Source organism: Allobosea sp. 01N443 (assembly GCF_056399325.1).
In genome coordinates, this window is the sequence record NZ_JBFTRC010000029.1 from 15,199 (window position 1) to 32,437 (window position 17,239).

The 17,239-nt window shown below is 66.6% G+C and carries 12 protein-coding genes; 3 read left to right on the top strand and 9 right to left on the bottom strand.

Going from position 1 to position 17,239, the window contains the following annotated elements; genetic code table 11:
• Positions 1-21: 21 nt before the first annotated feature.
• A complete protein-coding gene (locus AC1DRP_RS10520; RefSeq protein ID WP_441504775.1) occupies positions 22-915 on the top strand; it encodes an alpha/beta fold hydrolase in 894 nt (297 codons plus the stop codon).
• 57 nt (positions 916-972) lie between these two features.
• Here the strand turns inward: AC1DRP_RS10520 and AC1DRP_RS10525 are convergent, their stop codons facing one another.
• From AC1DRP_RS10525 to AC1DRP_RS10550, 6 genes are all read right to left on the bottom strand, one after another.
• Positions 973-1,755 carry a hypothetical protein gene (locus tag AC1DRP_RS10525; protein WP_441504776.1) on the bottom strand — a complete coding sequence of 261 codons (783 nt, stop codon included), beginning with the start codon at positions 1,753-1,755 and terminating at the stop codon, positions 973-975.
• An 11-nt stretch (positions 1,756-1,766) separates the two neighbouring features.
• Complete coding sequence (locus AC1DRP_RS10530; protein WP_441504777.1) at positions 1,767-4,112, bottom strand: OmpA family protein; 2,346 nt, start codon at positions 4,110-4,112, stop codon at positions 1,767-1,769.
• 178 nt (positions 4,113-4,290) lie between these two features.
• A complete protein-coding gene (locus tag AC1DRP_RS10535) occupies positions 4,291-5,664 on the bottom strand; it encodes a porin (protein ID WP_441504778.1) in 1,374 nt (457 codons plus the stop codon).
• A gap of 407 nt (positions 5,665-6,071) precedes the next feature.
• Positions 6,072-10,391, bottom strand: coding sequence for a translocation/assembly module TamB domain-containing protein (locus AC1DRP_RS10540; RefSeq protein WP_441504779.1), 4,320 nt, complete (start codon positions 10,389-10,391; stop codon positions 6,072-6,074).
• The gene (locus AC1DRP_RS10545) at positions 10,391-12,340 is read right to left on the bottom strand and encodes an autotransporter assembly complex protein TamA (protein WP_441504780.1); all 1,950 of its coding nucleotides are present in this window, start codon (positions 12,338-12,340) and stop codon (positions 10,391-10,393) included. Before AC1DRP_RS10545 ends, AC1DRP_RS10540 begins: the two co-directional genes overlap by 1 nt.
• Positions 12,341-12,592: 252 nt before the next feature.
• On the bottom strand, positions 12,593-13,348 hold the full coding sequence (locus tag AC1DRP_RS10550; RefSeq protein WP_476768452.1) for a fumarylacetoacetate hydrolase family protein: 756 nt from the start codon (positions 13,346-13,348) through the stop codon (positions 12,593-12,595).
• A gap of 197 nt (positions 13,349-13,545) precedes the next feature.
• On the opposite strand from AC1DRP_RS10550, the gene AC1DRP_RS10555 reads away from it, so the two are divergent.
• Both AC1DRP_RS10555 and AC1DRP_RS10560 read left to right on the top strand, forming a co-directional pair.
• Positions 13,546-13,899, top strand: a complete 354-nt coding sequence (locus AC1DRP_RS10555; RefSeq protein WP_441504782.1) for a VOC family protein — start codon at positions 13,546-13,548, stop codon at positions 13,897-13,899.
• A 75-nt stretch (positions 13,900-13,974) separates the two neighbouring features.
• The gene (locus AC1DRP_RS10560) at positions 13,975-14,109 is read left to right on the top strand and encodes a hypothetical protein (protein WP_441478378.1); all 135 of its coding nucleotides are present in this window, start codon (positions 13,975-13,977) and stop codon (positions 14,107-14,109) included.
• A gap of 47 nt (positions 14,110-14,156) precedes the next feature.
• On the opposite strand, the gene AC1DRP_RS10565 is transcribed toward AC1DRP_RS10560, so the two are convergent.
• The 3 genes from AC1DRP_RS10565 to AC1DRP_RS10575 are packed head-to-tail and all read right to left on the bottom strand — an operon-like array spanning position 14,157 to position 17,150.
• Positions 14,157-15,074, bottom strand: a complete 918-nt coding sequence (locus AC1DRP_RS10565; protein WP_441488741.1) for a dihydrodipicolinate synthase family protein — start codon at positions 15,072-15,074, stop codon at positions 14,157-14,159.
• A gap of 45 nt (positions 15,075-15,119) precedes the next feature.
• On the bottom strand, positions 15,120-16,631 hold the full coding sequence (locus tag AC1DRP_RS10570) for a tripartite tricarboxylate transporter permease (RefSeq protein ID WP_441504783.1): 1,512 nt from the start codon (positions 16,629-16,631) through the stop codon (positions 15,120-15,122).
• A gap of 30 nt (positions 16,632-16,661) precedes the next feature.
• A complete protein-coding gene (locus AC1DRP_RS10575) occupies positions 16,662-17,150 on the bottom strand; it encodes a tripartite tricarboxylate transporter TctB family protein (protein ID WP_441504784.1) in 489 nt (162 codons plus the stop codon).
• Between the last annotated feature and the right edge of the window lie 89 nt (positions 17,151-17,239).

Consider the following 17,239-nt stretch of genomic DNA (forward strand, 5'->3'; position numbering starts at 1 on the left):
TGCAGCGCCGCCGGAGGGCGAATGGATTCTGATAGCGGTTTCCGCTCCTTCTTTATCAGTGCCCGCGACGGCCTGAAGCTCCACGCCCGCGATTACGGTCCCCTCGCCTCGCACGCCCTGCCGGTGGTCTGCCTGCCGGGGCTGGCGCGAACGGCCGCCGACTTCCACGAACTGGCGATGGCGCTGGCAGGGGACGAGGCCAAACCACGGCGCGTCCTGGCGCTCGATTACCGCGGGCGCGGGCGCTCCGCCTATGACAGGAACTGGGCCAATTACGATATTCGGGTCGAGCTCGACGACATGATGCAGCTGCTCACGGCGGCCGGCATCGAGGCCGCCGTGTTCGTCGGAACCTCGCGCGGCGGCCTGCTGACGATGGCGCTGGCGGCGGCGCGCCCGGCCATGATCAAGGGCGTCGTCCTGAACGATGTCGGCCCGGTAATCGATGCGCGCGGATTGCTGCGGATCCGCGGCTATGTCGGCAAGCTGCCAAGCCCGCGCAGCTTTGTCGAAGGCGCCGAAATCCTCAAGCGCTTGTCTGACCAGCAATTCCCGGCTTTCGGCGAACGGGAATGGGAGATAATGGCGCGTCGGACCTGGACCGAGCGCGATGGACATCTCGTCACCGATTACGACCCTAATCTGATGAAGATCCTGGAGGAACTCGACCTCGAGGCGCCGCTGCCCGTGCTCTGGACCTATTTCGCCGGGCTGAACGCCGTGCCGATTCTGGCGATCCGTGGCGCCAATTCCGATCTTCTCTCGGAGGAGACGCTGCGCGAGATGGGGGAGCGCCATCCCGATTGCGAGATCTTCGTCGCACCGGGACAGGGCCATGCGCCCCTGCTCGGATCGAAGGACATGGTGCGGCGCATTGGCAAGCTGATCGGCAAGGCGGAGAAGCGCGCCGCCTGAGTCTTGGGCCGCCCCCCCCGGCGGTCGCAACACGCCGGGCTCACTGAAATCGAGGATTTACCGCCGCTTGCCGTCGGCTCCGTCTTCGGGGACGCCGGCGACATTGCCCTGCCCCTGCGTACCATCGTCACGCGAGGCCTCGACCTCACCGGCGCGGGCCCGTGTCGAAAACGCGGTCTCGATGCCGGCTGCGAGCGAATACGCCTGGGCGACCCAGTCCTCACGCTCGATCCGGCCGGGAAAGGCGAGATAATGGCCGACCCACTCGATGTTCTCGGGGGTCCAGGCGGCGATCTGCTCGAAATGCCAGATCCCGAGGCTGTGCAGCCTGCCTTCGTTCTGCTGGCCGATGCCCTTGATCAGTTTGAGATCGTCGGCCTTCCCGCTGCGCGCCGCGACAAGGCCGGATGGCCGCCTGCCGGAGATCAGGTCCTCGCCCTCGACCTTGTCCAGCAGCGGGGCCGATTGCACCAAGACCGGCTTCAACGCAGCGACAGCAGGCCCGGCCGGGGTCTCAGGGATCGAACCGGCATTGGCGCCGGCTATGGCGAGAACTGAATCGCGGTGAGCGAAGATCGTGCGGACAAAGCAGGCGAGACAACAGCCCGCCAGATAGGCCGCGACATAAAGGAGCGCGGTCTCCAGCCAGAGCGCGGCAACACCATTCACCACCTGCAGCCAGGTGAGCGCGGCGACCACGGCCCAGACGCCCACGAGCAGGGTGATCGGACTGGTCCAGAAACGGACCTTCCCTCCTGTGCAGGTGATCCAGCCCATGGCTAGGCCGATGCCGAAGGCCGCGAGCAGGAACCATGCGAACTGGGTGGCCAGGTAGAGCATGCCAGCGATCCCTACTTCTCGACCGTGAACTGGACGCGACGGTTCATGGCCTTCGCCTCCGGCTCGTCATGGGGAACGAGCGGTCGCTGCGCGCCAAAGCCCTTCGGCTCGAGCCGGGCAGCGCTGATGCCGCGTATGACCAACTCATCAAGCACGCGCCGAGCGCGCCGGTTCGAAAGATCGACATTGTCGAACCCGCGCCGCTCGCCATCGAGATTGGCATGCCCCTCGACCGTGACGCGCACATCCGGGCATTGCTTGAGGATCGCGGATGCTTCCGCCATGGCCCGTTCCGTGGTCGCATCGAGCACGACCACAGCTGTGCCCTGGCCGAACAGCACGGACTGGCGCTTGGTCAAGGCATCGAGGTCGTTCTGGCAGGTGTTGGGCGGTTCCGTGACGCAACCCGTCTGGCGCAAGCCGATCTCCGCCTGGCCTGAAAAGCCGGCAGGCAGCCCGCTCGCGGCGCTGGTCTCGACCTCGCCCTTGATCAGCTCGCGGCAGGTCAACCCCTGCAGCTCGACCTTGCCATCGACCAGGCGCGCGGTGCCGAGATCCAGCCTGAGCAGATCGGTCACGGCGACGCGAGCTGCGCCGCCGAAACCGGCAGGCGCTCCGGGCACGATGCGCGTCTCGTCCACGATCTTGCCCTGCAAGGGTGAGCCGTCCAGCAACGCCAGAAGCGCCGAGCGCGTCTGCTCATCAGGCAAATAGCCGGACAGGCCGACGCCCGAGCGATCCGCCGAAATCGTCAGACCGAAGGGGCGCAGGCCAAGGCCCGCCAGATCCGGCGCGCCCGTGAGGCCTCCCGGCAAAGGCTGCTGCCGGAGCGCGGCCTCGATTTCGCGCCAGGCCCCTTCGTCGGCAACGGCCCCCGAGAGCGAAGCCTGCGTGCCCTCGATGGAAACCACGCCGTTGCTCATCCTGCCGAGCAGATCCAGCAGGAAGCTGGTCGCCGTGCCGAAATCCGGAGCTTCACGCAGCTTCGGTTCACCCGTCATGCGATCAGCGATGCGACCCGCATCCGCCCCGCGGTCGGCCGATTGCAGCACGCCCTGTCTCGCCGCCTCGTCGGGAACGAGGCCGCTCAGCACGACGCCCTGCTCGGTCTTCTCCGCCCGCCATTGCAGCGGAACCGTGCGCTCGGGCACAGCGCGTACCGGGATGGGCGCCTTCGCCTCACCGGCACTGGCGTGGGAGCTGCCGGGCGATGGCACCTCACCGCGCTGAGGCGCAGGAGGTGTTGCAGGCTCCGAAGGCGCAGGAGGTTCGGCCGGAACAAAGAGCGGTGGAATCTCCGGCAGGGCTGGCATAGGAGGGGGCGCCGGCGGGCAGATGATGTTGGCCTGCACAACCGAATCCGGCCCGTCCGTCTGCGCGATCAGCAGTTGCAAGGCCTGGCAGGATTCGAAATCCTCGGGCCCGTCGCCGGACAGCCTGTAGCTGCCGGCATCGAGCTCGGCCTTGCCGCGGCGGAGCCGGGCAAGATCGCCAATGGCGCGCGTGACCTTKACCAGGAAAGCGCCCGGCTCGCCAAGGGCCGGCTTGCTTTGATCGTCGATCCGAGTGGGCTCGGGAAAGCTGCGCCGCAGGGCCGCGGAAATCTGCTGCCTCGCCTCATCCGACGGGTAGAAGCCGGTGACGCTCAGCCCGCCATCCGCGCTCTTCTCCACAGACCAGCGATAAGGCGCCATCGTCGGCGGCTCGAGGCTGCACTCGACTGCGGTGAACCCACCCTGCCCCAGGGATGCAGTGCGCTCGCGCAACGCAAGGAAGCGCTCCGGCGTCGTCGCCTTGCCCTCGATGCAGAAGCGCGTGTCGTCCAGCGCCACCTTGCCGCTCGAGAGTCCGGCCAGCTCACCGAGCATTTTCTGCGTTACGGCGGCAAAACCGGCAGGCGCGCCAAAAGCGAGCATCTGGCGATCGTCGACGCGCAATCCCGGGACGGCCGCACTCGCCGCGGCAATGTTGGCGGTTGCCGTCGCCTCATCGGGAACGAAGCCGCTCAGCGTCACCGCATCGCGCTCGCGCGTCGCCGACCAGCTATAGGGTTTCTGCGCGACGACCTGGGACAGGCCCCCGAGCGCCCGGCGTATGCCGAATTCGCCGCGCAACTGCACCATGGCCTTGGCAGCGCCATCGGCCGAGAGCGCCTCGCCCACGATCAGCACATCGCGTCCGGCAACGAGCGCCATGACCGGCCTTGCGCCGGGCGCCTCGCCGGCGACCTGCGTCGCCACCGCGATGGCACGGCGACTGACATCGTCCTGAATCGCATCATCCAGATAGAGGTTGCTGGCGCTCCAGAGCAGCGCCAGCGGCACGAGCCCCCATAACCAGTTTGCCGGCTGCGCCATTCCCGCTCCCCGCGTCGGCACAGACTTGTCAGGCCCTTACCGATCACCGTCCCCAGGGCGCCAAGTCAGGACGGTTCGCCCGCCCCTGTCAAGTGAGTGAACAGGCCTAACCCTCGATATCCAAACGAAAAAAGCCCCGGGTTTCCCCGGGGCTTTCCGACTAGGATCGGAGAACCGATCAGAAGTCGCGCTGGATGCGCAGACGGCCGGTGAGGGCGTCGTCCGACTTGATCAGCAGGTTGTTGTTGCGAACGCCGAAGTTGTTGACCTGACCGATGCGGTTCTTCAGCTCAACCTTGGAGTAGAGAACTTCCACGCCGATATCCAGGCCCGAAACTGGGGTCCAGACGAGGTTGGTGCCGATGATGAACTCCTTCGGGTCAAGCTTGACCGGACCGCTCTGGAGCGTGCCGAGGCCGTTCTGGACCGCAGCGCCCATGTCGAGCTCGGAGTACGAACCATAGACTTCCGAACGGATGGTCGGGGTCCAGTAGTGCTTCAGGCCAGCAGTGATGGCGAAGCCCTTGGTCAGCTTCGAGCGACCGGTGGTCTGGTCGATGACGATGTCCGCAGCGGCGAGCGAGCCGAGGCGGCCGTAGCCATAGGTGCCGCCGTAGCCGAGGTAGGAGCCCATGCCCTCAGCGTAAGCTGCCTGCAACCACAGGACGTCGCCAGCGGCGAGCATCGGCAGGTTGAACTTCAGACCGCCCTGGATGGCCCAAGCGGTCTCGTCGCCGCCACGGATGATCGTGGTGTTGCCGATAGCGCCAACCGGGAAGCTGGCAACGTTACGCTGACCGATGGCACCCGACAGCTGAGCGGAGCCCCAGCCCTGGGTCACGTTCAACGCACCGACGAGGTCCGGATACTGGCTGCCCTCGAGGACCGGAGCAGCGCCGTTGAAGAGGACGGCGTTGCGGACGACCGCGTTACGGCCGGCCAGGCGGTCTTCGAGCGAGATCGTGGCCGAGAAGCCCGAGCCGAAGGTCGCGGTGTAGGCCAACAGGTTCGGGCTGTTGTCCGAGCCGCGGAGCGAGCTGAAGCCGAGGTCGTTGGCGTAGAAGTCGAAGAACGACTGCGCGCGACCAGCGGTGATCGGTCCGAACTGAATGAAGCCCTTATCGAGGCTGATGCCAGTCGTGTTGCTGTTGGCGCCAGCAGCGCCGTTGGCGAAGATCGCGCCGCCGTTCAGCGCGCCGTAGCCGTACGGGCCGGTCGAAACCGTGACGTCATAACGGATGAAGGTGCGCAGGGTGCCGTAAGCGGTGGCGGTGCGCAGGTCGATGTTCAGACGACCACGAGCGCGGGTGCCGTACGAGTCCTGCAGGTCGCCCCAACGCTCGCCGAAGGTGTACTCAGCGCGGAGACGGCCGCCGATGCGCAGGCAGCTATCGGTGCCGGGGATGTAGAAGAAGCCGCTGCCATAGGCGGTGCAGACGCGAACGTATTCGACCGGAGCGGCCTTCCGCGAGGGAAGATCGGCGGCCTGAGCCCCGGCGACCGCGGCGAAGCCGGCGGCAGAACCGAGGAGGAGGCTCTTAACGAGCTTCATTGGTAACCTCCAAAAGAGTTTCGAGACCCTCGGGCTTCGGCGTGTTCTTGACGATCGGCCCCAGGAGACCAAACCGGCGAACCCGCCTATCCCGGTCTTTCGCCCACGTCCCTGAACCATTCAGAGGCGAAGACGAAAAACAGCGACCGGGAACGTCCCGACGCACCTTCACCATACGAATGCCGGGTGGCCGATCAACCGAGATCACGCCGCCGCGAGGTCCGAGGGGGTGCTTTGAAACCCGGTGTTGCAGGCGCGCCACGCTTTGAGGGTCGAAATTTACCCGCCGTTAACCGCGCGCGCCGGCTGGGCATGTCCTGCAGGCAAAAGGCGGCAGAATCACGGCCTGTTCGAATCGGGATGGGCGACTCAAGCCACAGCCATCCGGAACGGCGCGCTGGCGCCAGTCAGTATTCCCACTCGGCGCCGACGCCGACGGCAGCGCTGCCATCCGCGCCGGTTTCGGCCTGGATGCGAAGCCGCTTCGTTACATCGATGCCGATCGAGACGCCGCTATCCTCGGGCTTGGCGCCGGCCTTGATTCCGATCGAGACGTTGTCGCCGATATAGCGGGAGACACCGACGGTGGGTCCGCCGGCACCCATCTGGATGTCGAGATTGTCGACGCCGAGCGACTTGCGCAGCTTCTCGAAGGCATCGTCGCCACCGGTCCCCGCGAATTGCGCGGCCGTCTGCGCCAGCTGAAGGGCCTGGAAGGGCGAGAGCGAGCCGGAGGCACGGGCAAAGAGCAGACGCGACAGCACCTCGTCCTGCGGCAGCTCGGGCTGAGAGGTGAAGGCGAAGGCGGGCTGGTCCGCCGGCCCGGTGACGAGGATTCGCGCGGTCACGTCCGAGGCGCGGGTCTCGGCGACGAAATCGAGCTCCGGAATCACGCCACCCGTGAAGGTCAGGCGGCCGCGACTGAAATCGAGCCGCTGGCTCGCGACCGACAAGCGGCCGCGCCTGAGATCGAAGCCGCCATCGAGCACGGGGGCCGAAAGCGTGCCGCCGACGCGCAACTCGCCGCCAAGCTCAGCGTCGATCCCGCGTCCACGGATGAAGACGCGGTTCGGCGCAGAGATGGTGACGGCGAGTGCGGCATCGAAGGCAGGCGCCGCGCGTCCGCCTTTGCCGGCGCTGCGCGCCGCCTTGCGTTGCGCGGCAATCCGCACCGCCGCAGCGCCCTTCGCATTGACGTGACGAATTCCGTCGACGGGACGCAAGGAAGCCGGCAACCGATCCGGCACCGCGACGTCAAGCGAGATGATATCGACATGCCCATCGACGCGCGGGCGCTGCGCCAGGGGACCGCCGATCGCGAGATTGAGGTCGGCGACCGATGTCACGATGCCGTTCGAGACAAGCTGGGCACGGCGTCCCTCGATTTTGATCTCTCCCGGGAAACCGGCGGCGGGGTCGACGCGGACCTGGCCTGACGCCGACAACGTGCCGCCATTGGCCGCGCGGGCAACCGCGCGTTCAATCCGCAGATTGTCGCCATTGGCAGCAATGCGCGCCTCGATCCCGGTCACCCGCACGCCCTGGAGAGCGTCGGTGAAACTGCCATTGGCGAGGGTCGCAACGCCGTTCAGTTCGGGCGCTGCCGCCGTGCCACCGGCCCGCAGGTCGAGCGTCACTGTGCCGGTCAGCCGCTGCCCCTGCGCCGCGAGCAGCGCATTGGCGAGAGCAGCGTCGAGCTTGCCCTGAATGGTGAGAGCGAGCGCGCCGCTTGCGCTCAGGGGCGCCGTGCCGCGAACCGCGAGATTCGCGCCGCGGCCGGCCGTCAGCGTCGCTTCGACGCTGGTCTGCCGGCCGGAGAATTGACCGTTGCCGCTGATCTCGACCGGAGGCAGGCCGGCGCTCCGGGTTTCGGGAGTCACCAGCCGCGCGATCCGGATCTGCCAGGGACCGGCGAGATCATCCGGCTTGCCGGACATCTGCGCCTCGGCGTTCAAGGTGCCGGACAGATCGAGCTTCGGGGCCACCAGCTTGACCGCCGAAAGCGGGATGTCCTTCGCATTCACGCGCAGATCGAGCGTCTCGCCCGCCCGGCCATCAAGGCTGAGCCGGCCGGCGTCGATGGCGAGCACCAGCTTCGAGATCTCGACACCGCCAGTGGGGAAACTCAGCGAAGCGGGGTTGGCCAGCGTGATGCGTTTGCCCTCGCGCCGGGCATCGAAGGAGGCGATGTCGAGCCGCAGCGGATCGCCGGGAACAAGCTGGCCAGCGCCATTGAGCGTGAAGCCCCGGGCATTGGCGCTGAGGGTGAAGGCGCTCGCATCCGGCCCGCCCTTCGAATCGAAGCGGATCGCGTTGATCGCCTCGCCAGAGATCACCGCGCGATCGATGGCGATCGCAGCGTCGATCGCCGGGCGGCCATGGAGATCCGTGGCACCGACGCTGGCATCGAGCTTGTCGAGCGAAACCCCGGCGGCATTGATGCGCGTGCCCTTGGCTTTCAGGTCCAGGTTCTGCCGCCCCTCGACAAGAGCGAGCGTGAGGTCCGCATCGAGCTGTCCGCCGAGCCTGGTGAGGGCCAGAGCCGAGAGATCGTCGAGATTGCGCGCGGCGAGCGTCAGCCGACCGGCTGCGCGCCTGGCCTGGTCGAGCGTAACCGCGCCGGTCAGCTTCACCGAGCCGATGGCGAGATCGAGCTTCGACAGGTCCCAGGCATCATCGGGCAGGCGTGCAAATTGCAGCGTGCCGGTCGCGGGCTTGCCCTCGATCTCACCCGCGAGCGTCGCCCGCGTCTCGAGCGCGCCCTGCAGGTCGCGGATCACGGCATCGATCGACAGCCGCGGGATCGGACGACCGAGCGCGCTCGCATTCGTCACCGCGATCCGTGCCGAGGCATCGAGCTTGTCCTGCGGTCCGGTCAGTTGTGCCGTGACCTCGCCCTTGCCGGAGAGGCGTGGATCGGCCCGCTTCAGGTCAGGCAGGGTGATGGCAGCCCGCAGATCCGAGCGCTCGCGGCCGATGCCGCCATCGGCCGTGAGGGCGACATGCTGCCCGGCGAGACGAAGACCACTGACATTCACGCCGCCGTCAGCGAGTGTCCCGACGCGCCCGGCCAGCGTCAGATTGCCGGCGAGCAGCCGGTCGAGCGCCGCCTCCCCGGTCCCGATCTGATCGCCACGGCCATCGAGGCTCGCGGAATAGATGTTCTGGCGCGGCACCGCATCGAGATCGGCGCCGAGCTGTGCCTTGCCTGAAAGCTTGCGGCCGGCAAGCCCGCTGAGGCGCGAGAGATCGGGCAGGACTGCGCGAGCCTGCCCCAGGATGCGGGCCTTGCCGAGCTGCCCCTTGTAGTCGAGTTCCACGCCGGACATCGCGAGCCGCAACGTCTCGAAATCGGCACTCCCCTCGCCCCGCCCTGTCCCGCGCAGCGTGAAGACGATGCGGTCGCCGACGACGCGGGCGAACCTGGGATCGGCTAGCGCCACGCCCGTCGCCTCGCCGTCCGAGACTAGCGCGATGCGCGTGTCGGCATTGCCGATCGATCCGTTCGGCGTCGCGGTGAACCGCGCCACGAGCTTGCCAAGACGACCGGTCGGCAGGCGCAGATCCTGAGCGTCGAGCGAGGCGACGACGCGCGGCCCGTTCACCGGGCCATTGACGGTGGCATCCAGGGCGAGCTTGCCGATCTCGGTGCCGGCGGCAACAGTGCGGCCATTGGCATTGGGCACGGCTGCGGCCGTGACGCGAATATCGAGATTCTTGTCGGCCCCGTAGCGGCCGACGACATCGAGGCGCGCCAGCGCCGAAACGAGCGCGATGTTGCGCAGGTCGACGGCACCGTCATCGACGAAGCCGACCGTGCCGTCGAGACGGGTCGAGCCGGCAAAGACCGGTGCGGCCGGCGCCGGCATCAGCCCTTCGATACGGGCATCGAGGGCCAGGGCCAGGTCACGGCCAGTACCGACGCGCGAGAGATTGGCCGAGCCCTGCGCCCCAATGGTCGGGCCGGCCGTGAAGGTCAGGGTCGAGCGGAAGGCGTCGAGCGGGCCATCGCCATTGAGGTCGAGCTTGACCGGCGGCTGGTCCGGGAGATTGGCGACACGCGCGATCAGGCCGCCCTGCGGCTCGTCGACCTTGGCGGCGATCTGCAGGCGCGTAGTCTGCGGCACGAAACCGAGCCTGAGCGTGAACTCGCCCGGCGCGTCGAGCCGGCGCGCCTCGAGACGCAGCGAAAGCCCCTCGGATGGAGCGCCGAGCGATGCTGCGCCGGTCGCACCCAACCGGGCCGGCACGCCGACGATCGGGGCGCCCAGCGACAACTCGCCCAGCTGGAAGGCGGTGATGTTCACCTTGACCGGCAGCTCCGGAAGGAGCGGCTGGTCGCTGGTCGGCGCTGCGGCCGGATCGGCAATCGGCTTGCGCAAGATCTCGAGCGTGCCGATCTCGAGCCGGTCGACCTCGAGCCTGCCGAGCAGCAGGGCCGTGCGGGTCCAGATCAGCCGTACGCGGTCGACCCTCAGCCAGGCGCCGTCGCGATCGGAGAGAACCACATCACGGATCGTCGCGTCGGAGGACAGCGCGCCATCGACCGCCCCAATCGAGACCTGGCTGTTCGGTGTCGACAGGGCGCGCGAGATCAGGTCGGCCAGAACCCCGCGATCATTCTGCGCGTTCTGAGCGAAACCGCCGAAGCGGGCCGAGACGACCAGCCCCACCACCAGCAGCAGGGCCAGAAGCGCCAGGCGCGAAAGGGTGAGCCGGTTGCCCATCAGAAGGCCTGCCCGATGCTGATATAGACCGCGACCGGCTTGTCGCCCTTGCGCGGATTGAGCGGCGCAGCGACGTCGAAGCGGATCGGGCCGATCGGCGTATAATAGCGCAACCCGAGACCAGCCGACATCCGCAGCGTCTGATTGAAGGCCGGGAAACTCTCTTCGAAGGCCGTGCCGACATCGAAGAACGGCACGATGCCGATGGTGTTGGTGATCTTGATCCGCGCCTCGACCGAGGCTTCGAACAGGCTGCGTCCGCCGATCAGCTGGTTGTAGGGGCCAAGCGGTGACAGCGTGCGATAGGCGTAGCCGCGCACCGAACCGCCACCGCCGGCATAGAAGCGCCGCGTCGACGGGATCTCGTCGAGCGCTGCGCCGGCCACGGAGCCGAAGCCGATGCGCCCAGCCAGCACATAACGGGCCTCCTCATCGAGCGCGTAATAGCCGGAGATCGCGCCCTTGGTCTGGACGATGCCGACCGTCGATCCCATGAAGGTCGGATATGCCGCCACGGAGGCGGTGAGGCGGACACCGCGCGTCGGATCGAGCAGGCTGTCGGTCGTGTCGTATCGGACAGAAAGCGGGATTCCGACAAGGGTGTAGGTGATCTGACCCAGCACATCGCTGGTCTGGCCGCGCTCGACCTCCAGGCCGGCCTGGACCGAGAAGGTGTCGCTGAAACGCCGGCGAATGCTGCTGGTGACATTGGCGTAGCGGGCGGTATAGCCGCCATAGCGATTGGTGCCGACGCGCTCGCGCGTCGCGACGCCGTCGACCAGCAGGTCGTAACGGGTTCCGTTCAGCGCCGGCTTCATGAAGCTGAACGCAAAGCGCCCGCCAAGGTCGGACTGCTCGAAATCGCCAAATCTCTGGATCGTGGTGCCGTTGATCCGCGGTGCGAGAAAGAGATCGCCCTCGAGCCTGAGCCGCTCGGCACCGCCGAGCAGATTGCGGTGCTCCCAATAGGTCCTGACCGCCGGACCATCGATGGTGGAAAAGCGGCTGGAAAAGCCGATCAGCCGCTTCGGCCGCTCCGTGATGTCGACAAAGATCGGCAGGTTGCCATTGGCGTCGAGCCGGTCGGCCTCGCGGATACGGGCGGAGCCGATGGCCGGAATTGAGGTGATCGATTTGCGCGTGTCGGCCAGCGCCTTGGGCGAATAGGGGTCGCCCGGCTCCAGATAGATGAAGGAGCGAACGACATGCGGCGGGACATCGACCGTGCCCTCGATCCCGACATCGCCGAAACCGGCGACCGGCCCGGGCTCGACGACATAGGTCACATCCATGATCTTCGCCGCATGATCGACGACCGGGCGTAGCGCGACCACCCTGGCGAGCGGGCGCGACTGGTTGCGCAGGTGATCGACCAGAGATGACTGCGCCGAACGCAAGGCGGCCGAAGTCGCGGGGTCGCCCGATTTCAGGCGCGCGACCTTGTGGGGATCGGCAATGGCACCGCCCCCGCCCTTGCCCTGCTCGACGACCTCGACATTGCGCAGGCTGAAGAGCGGGCCGGTCACAACCCGCACGGTGACCGGCGCCGGGGCCCGGTTGCGATAGGCTTCAAGCGCGCGCACCAGCGCCGGGCCGGGCTCGTTGCCGAGGCGCAGACCGTTACCGTCGACCGCGATCGTCACATCCGCATTGAAATAGCCCTGCGACCAGAGGGCATCGATCAGCGGGTTGAGATCGGCGACCATGCGCCGGGCCAGGGTCTCGCCATCGGGCGGCGCATCCTGCCTGAGCCGGTAAAGCAGCGAGGCGTCGCGCAGCGTCAGCGTCAGGGCCTTGGCATCGGTGGCCCCGCTGACGTCGAACTCGAGCTGATAGGGCAGCGTCGTGCTGCTGACCGCAGGCGGCTTATCCGAGGAGCCGAACAAGCCGAATATGTCGAGCGAGGAGAGGTCGAAAGCCTCGGCGGGTACCGGCTGGATGGCAAGCATAGCGGCGAAAGCGTAACCGCCTCCGCCTGCAACCCCGCGCACCCTACGCCGCAAACCCCGCATCATTCCTCCAACGCAACACTATCAAGACCAATAGAATGAGATGATTTTGTGGTCATGCCTCGTCATGACCACAATTCTGCTCGTCAAAGCTGTCCGTGGCACGCCTGCAGCCCGCGATAATTGCCTCGGGCCGCGCGGCGAAAGCGGGCTCGATTGCAAGCTGCCTCGTCCTGCCCGGCGGTCCCGACGTCAGGCGAGCGCGAAAGAAATCGCGGCCAGCGGATCGAGCCTGACGATGACCGGGCCGAGATTGGGCGCCAGAACGCCGCCGCAAAGGCTGCCGGTGGTGATGATCTGGCCGGCCACGAGGCCGCCAAGCGCGCTCTCGGTCTCACGATTGGCCCAGGCCAGCACCGGGGTCAGCGGGTCGCCATTGGCGTGGTGAGCAGGCTTGTCATAGAGCACGTCGCCGTCGAGTTCGACCGTGCAGGTGAGATCGGCGATCTCGTCGAAGACCTCGAAGGGAACGTCCTGGCCGATCAGATAGCCGCCATGGCCCATCGCATCGGCCAACCAGAGCGGGAATGGAACATGGGTCCAGTCGGCGATACGGCTTTCGATGATCTCGATGCCGACGAAGGCGCTGTGGCAATGCTCCAGAAGTTCGGCCCGGCTATAGGGTTTGCCAGGACGGCGCGGCATGTCGCGCCCGAGTCGGATCGCGAGCTCGACCTCGAGCCGCAGCTCGGCTCCGGGCACCGAGCGATAGGTATCGCCAGGCTTCAGGAACGGCCCGGGCATCAGTCCGACGAGCCCGCGCCCATCCGTGATCGAGACCTTCCAGCCGAGATGCGCATAGCCCATGTCGCTGCTGACATCGGCCTGCACGGCCAGAGCCGCTTCGAGATCGGCCGGAACGGGAAGCGTCTCGATGTCGACGAGGCTGCGGCTGCGGCGCKCCCGGACGAAGGCTTCACGCAAGGAGGTTTCGGTCGTCGTCGGCATGCGTCTCGCCCCTATCAGTCTGAGCCTGTGGATGTGCATGGTGCACAGGAGGCCCGGTGATTGCCAAGCTGCTACAGCAGCACGGCGCCCTTGAACAAGATGCGCCTCAGCAGCGCCCCTGATCCTTCACCTCCTGCCGGATCATGACCGGAGGCTGCTCCATCAGATCAGACGAACATGAATCGAAGGAGAACGTCATGAGCCCATCGTCCAATGACCGGCGCATCGACTATGTCGAGTTCGTCGTTTCCGATCTCGGCCGGGCGCGCGCCTTCTACGAGAAGGCCTTCGGCTGGACGATGACCGATTACGGGCCGGAATATTGCGCCTTCACTGACGGCCGTCTCGAAGGCGGGTTCACCACCCAGGGCACGCCGCAACCGGGCGGCCCACTGATCATCCTCTATGCCGATGATCTTCCCGCGTCACAGGCGCAGGTCGAAGCCGCAGGCGGACGCATCGTCAAGCCGGCCTTCGATTTCCCCGGCGGGCGGCGTTTTCACTTCGCCGATCCCGACGGCTACGAGCTCGCGGTMTGGACGAAGGCATAGGCGCCTTCGTCCAAAATCCCGGGCAAGACGCCGCGTTTCATGCTAGGGTTGCTCCTGCATATGTGGAGGCAACCCATGCGTGCCATCGAGCAGTTGCTGTCGGCCTATATCACCTGGCTGTCCCGGGCGTTCCAGGTGACGCCGGAATTCATCACGAGAGACCGTCGCGGCAACCTGCCGCCGCCGTCCGGCGGCATCGGGTCCTATTGACCCGACGCTGATCCTCTCCCGGCGGGCGCCAGCCGCGGCGCGCCGCCTCATTTCCCCCAGCGCAGCGCCAGCGGGTCGAGTTCGCGCGCCAACTCGATCAGGCCCTCGCGGGTCTTCGGGTGCAGCGGGGTCAGCGGGTGGCGGACGGCTTCGCTCCTGATCACGCCGCCCTCCTTCATCACCGCCTTGGCCGAGCGCAGGCCGCATTGGCGGTTCTCGTAATTGATGATCGGCAGCACGTCGCGATAGAGCGCCGCCGCCGTCTTGCGATCGCCCGAGGCATGCGCGGTCAGGATCGGCTTGATCAGGTCGGGGATCATGGCACTGGTCATCGTGCCGGTCGCGCCGGCATCGAGATCGGCCATCAGCGTGATCGCCTCCTCGCCATCGAACGGGCCGACGACGGCCTCGCCGCCCGCCTCGATCAGGGCCCGCAGCTTGTTCGCCGTGCCGGGAACCTCGATCTTGAAATAGCGGACGAGCGGGACCTCCTTCGCCAGCCGCACCATGAAGGGAACCGTCATGGTGACGCCGGAGAGYGGCGCGTCCTGCAGGATGACCGGAAGGCCGCAGGCATCGGTGACATGCTTGAAATGCTCGATCATGCCCTGCTCGTCGGCCTTGAGCAGCGCGCCGTGATAGGGCGGCATCATCATCAGCATCTTCGCGCCGGCATCCGCCGCGGCCTTGGCGCGCTGAGCCGCGATCCGGGTCGAGAAATGCGAGGTCGTGACGATCACCGGCACGCGGCCGGCGACCTGCTCGATCGAGAGGCGCATGACCTGGTCGCGCTCCTCGTCGGTGAGCAGGAACTGCTCGGAGAAATTGGCCAGGATACAGATACCGTCGACGCCCTGATCGACCATCAGGTCCATGACACGCCTGTTGCCCTCGATGTCGAGGTCGCCGTTGTCGTGGAAGATCGTCGGAGCGATCGGCAGAATGCCCTTATAGGGTTCGGTCATGGTCGGACTCTGTTTTCGCGGAGATACGGAGGATCGAGGCAACGGTCAGGCCGGGCGCGTGGCGCGGCCGCCCTTGAGACGACGCAGGCCTGAGCCGAGCAGCGGCATGACCAGGAGCAGGACACCGATCGACATCAGGGTCGAGACCAGCGGGTTCGACCAGAAGATCGAGAGCGACCCTTGCGAGAAGATCATCGATTGCCGGAAGGCATCCTCGGCCTTGTCGCCGATGACCATGGCGAGCACCAGCGGCGCGATCGGATAATCGAGCTTCTTGAAGAGGTAGCCGACGATCCCGAAGATCAGCGCCAGCCAGATGTCGAATTCCTTGCTGGCAACGGTGAAGGCACCGATGAAGCAGATGATCACGATCAGCGGCCCGACGATCGAGAACGGGATGCGCAGGATCGAGGCGAAGAGCGGCACGGTCGCCAGCACGACGATGACCGCGACGACATTGCCGAGATACATCGAGGCGATCAGGCCCCAGACGAAATCCGGGCGCTCGACGAAGAGCATCGGGCCGGGATTGAGCCCCCAGATCATCAAGCCGCCCATCATCACGGCGGCCGTCGCCGAGCCGGGAATGCCAAGCGCGAGCATTGGCAGCATCGCGGCCGAACCGGCCGCGTGGTCGGCGGTCTCGGGCGCGATCACGCCCTCGGGCTCGCCCTTGCCGAACTTCTCGGGATTGCGCGAGGAGCGCTTGGCCATGGCATAGCTCATGAAGGAGGCCGCGGTCGGGCCTCCAGGCGTGATCCCCATCCAGATGCCGATKACGCTGGAGCGCAGCAGCGCCAGCCAGTAGCGCGGCAGCTTGGCTGCGGTCTTCAGAACGTCGGTCATCCTGACCTTGGCGTGGACACCGTCGAACTTCAGCCCCTCCTCCATGGTCAGCAGCAATTCGCCGATGCCGAACAGCCCGATGACCGCGATGAGGAAGCTGACGCCGGCGAGCAGCACGTCGAGATCATAGGTCAACCGGACGCTGCCGGAGACCGAGTCCATACCGACCGAGGCGAGCGCAAAGCCGACACCCATCGAGACGATGGCCTTCAAGGGGGTGGCGCCACCAAGGCCGATGAAGCTCGCAAAGGTCATGAAATAGACCGCGAAATACTCGGGCGAGGAGAATTTCAGCGCGAATTTGGCAACCCAGCCGGAGAGCAGCGTGATCAGGATGACGCCCGCCATCGCGCCGAAGCCGGCGGAGAGGAACGCGAAGGACAAGGCTTCGGTCGCCCTGCCCTGCTTGGCCATCGGGTGACCGTCGAATGTGGTTGCGACGGAGGACGGTTCGCCCGGGATGTTGAACAGGATCGAGGTGGTCGAGCCACCGAAAAGCGCGCCCCAGTAGAGCGAGGTCAGCAGGATGATCGCGGAGACCGGATCCATCGAGAAGGTCAGCGGCAGCATCAGCGACACGCCGTTAGGCGCGCCGAGGCCGGGCAGGACACCAACCAGTATGCCGAGCAGGACGCCCGCCATCATCAGCAGGATGTGGTGAGTGGTGAGCGCGACCGAGAAGCCGTGCATCAGGGAGGCGACATTATCCATGAGGCGGCACCGATCCGGAAAGGGAGATGATCACAGGCCGAGGAAAGACTCGAGCGGCCCCTTGAGCAGGCCGATCTGGAAGAACTTTTCGAGCGCGAGATAGAACAGCACGGCCGTCACGAAGGCGGTGCCGAGCGAGGCGAACCAGCTGTAGCGACCCTGGAAGCGCATGGTGAAGACGAGATAGAGAATGGTCGCGACATACATGCCGAGCGTGACGCTCAGCACGGCGAAGGCCAGCATCGGCAGGAAGAAGGCGGCAACGCGCTTGCCCTGCTCGCGATCGAGAAAGACGTCCTGCAGATTGCCGCTTCCGGTAAAGCGCTTGCTCAGCGTCAGCACCAAGGTGCCGAGGCTCGCGGCGGCAACAAGCAGACCGGTATAGAAGGGGAAGGCGCCCGGCTGTGGCCCGGACGAATCCCAGCCGACGCCGAAGTCCAGTGCACCATAGACGATGCCGAGCCCGAAGATCATCGTGACCACGGCCATGGCGGATTCAGCCCAGAAGCGGGTGATCATCGCAGCCTCCTCCAGCGAACGGCTTCAGGCCGTCTCTTCACATTCAACGCGCCTGTCCCGGTCCTGTCGAAGGCGCCGGGTCAGGAAAC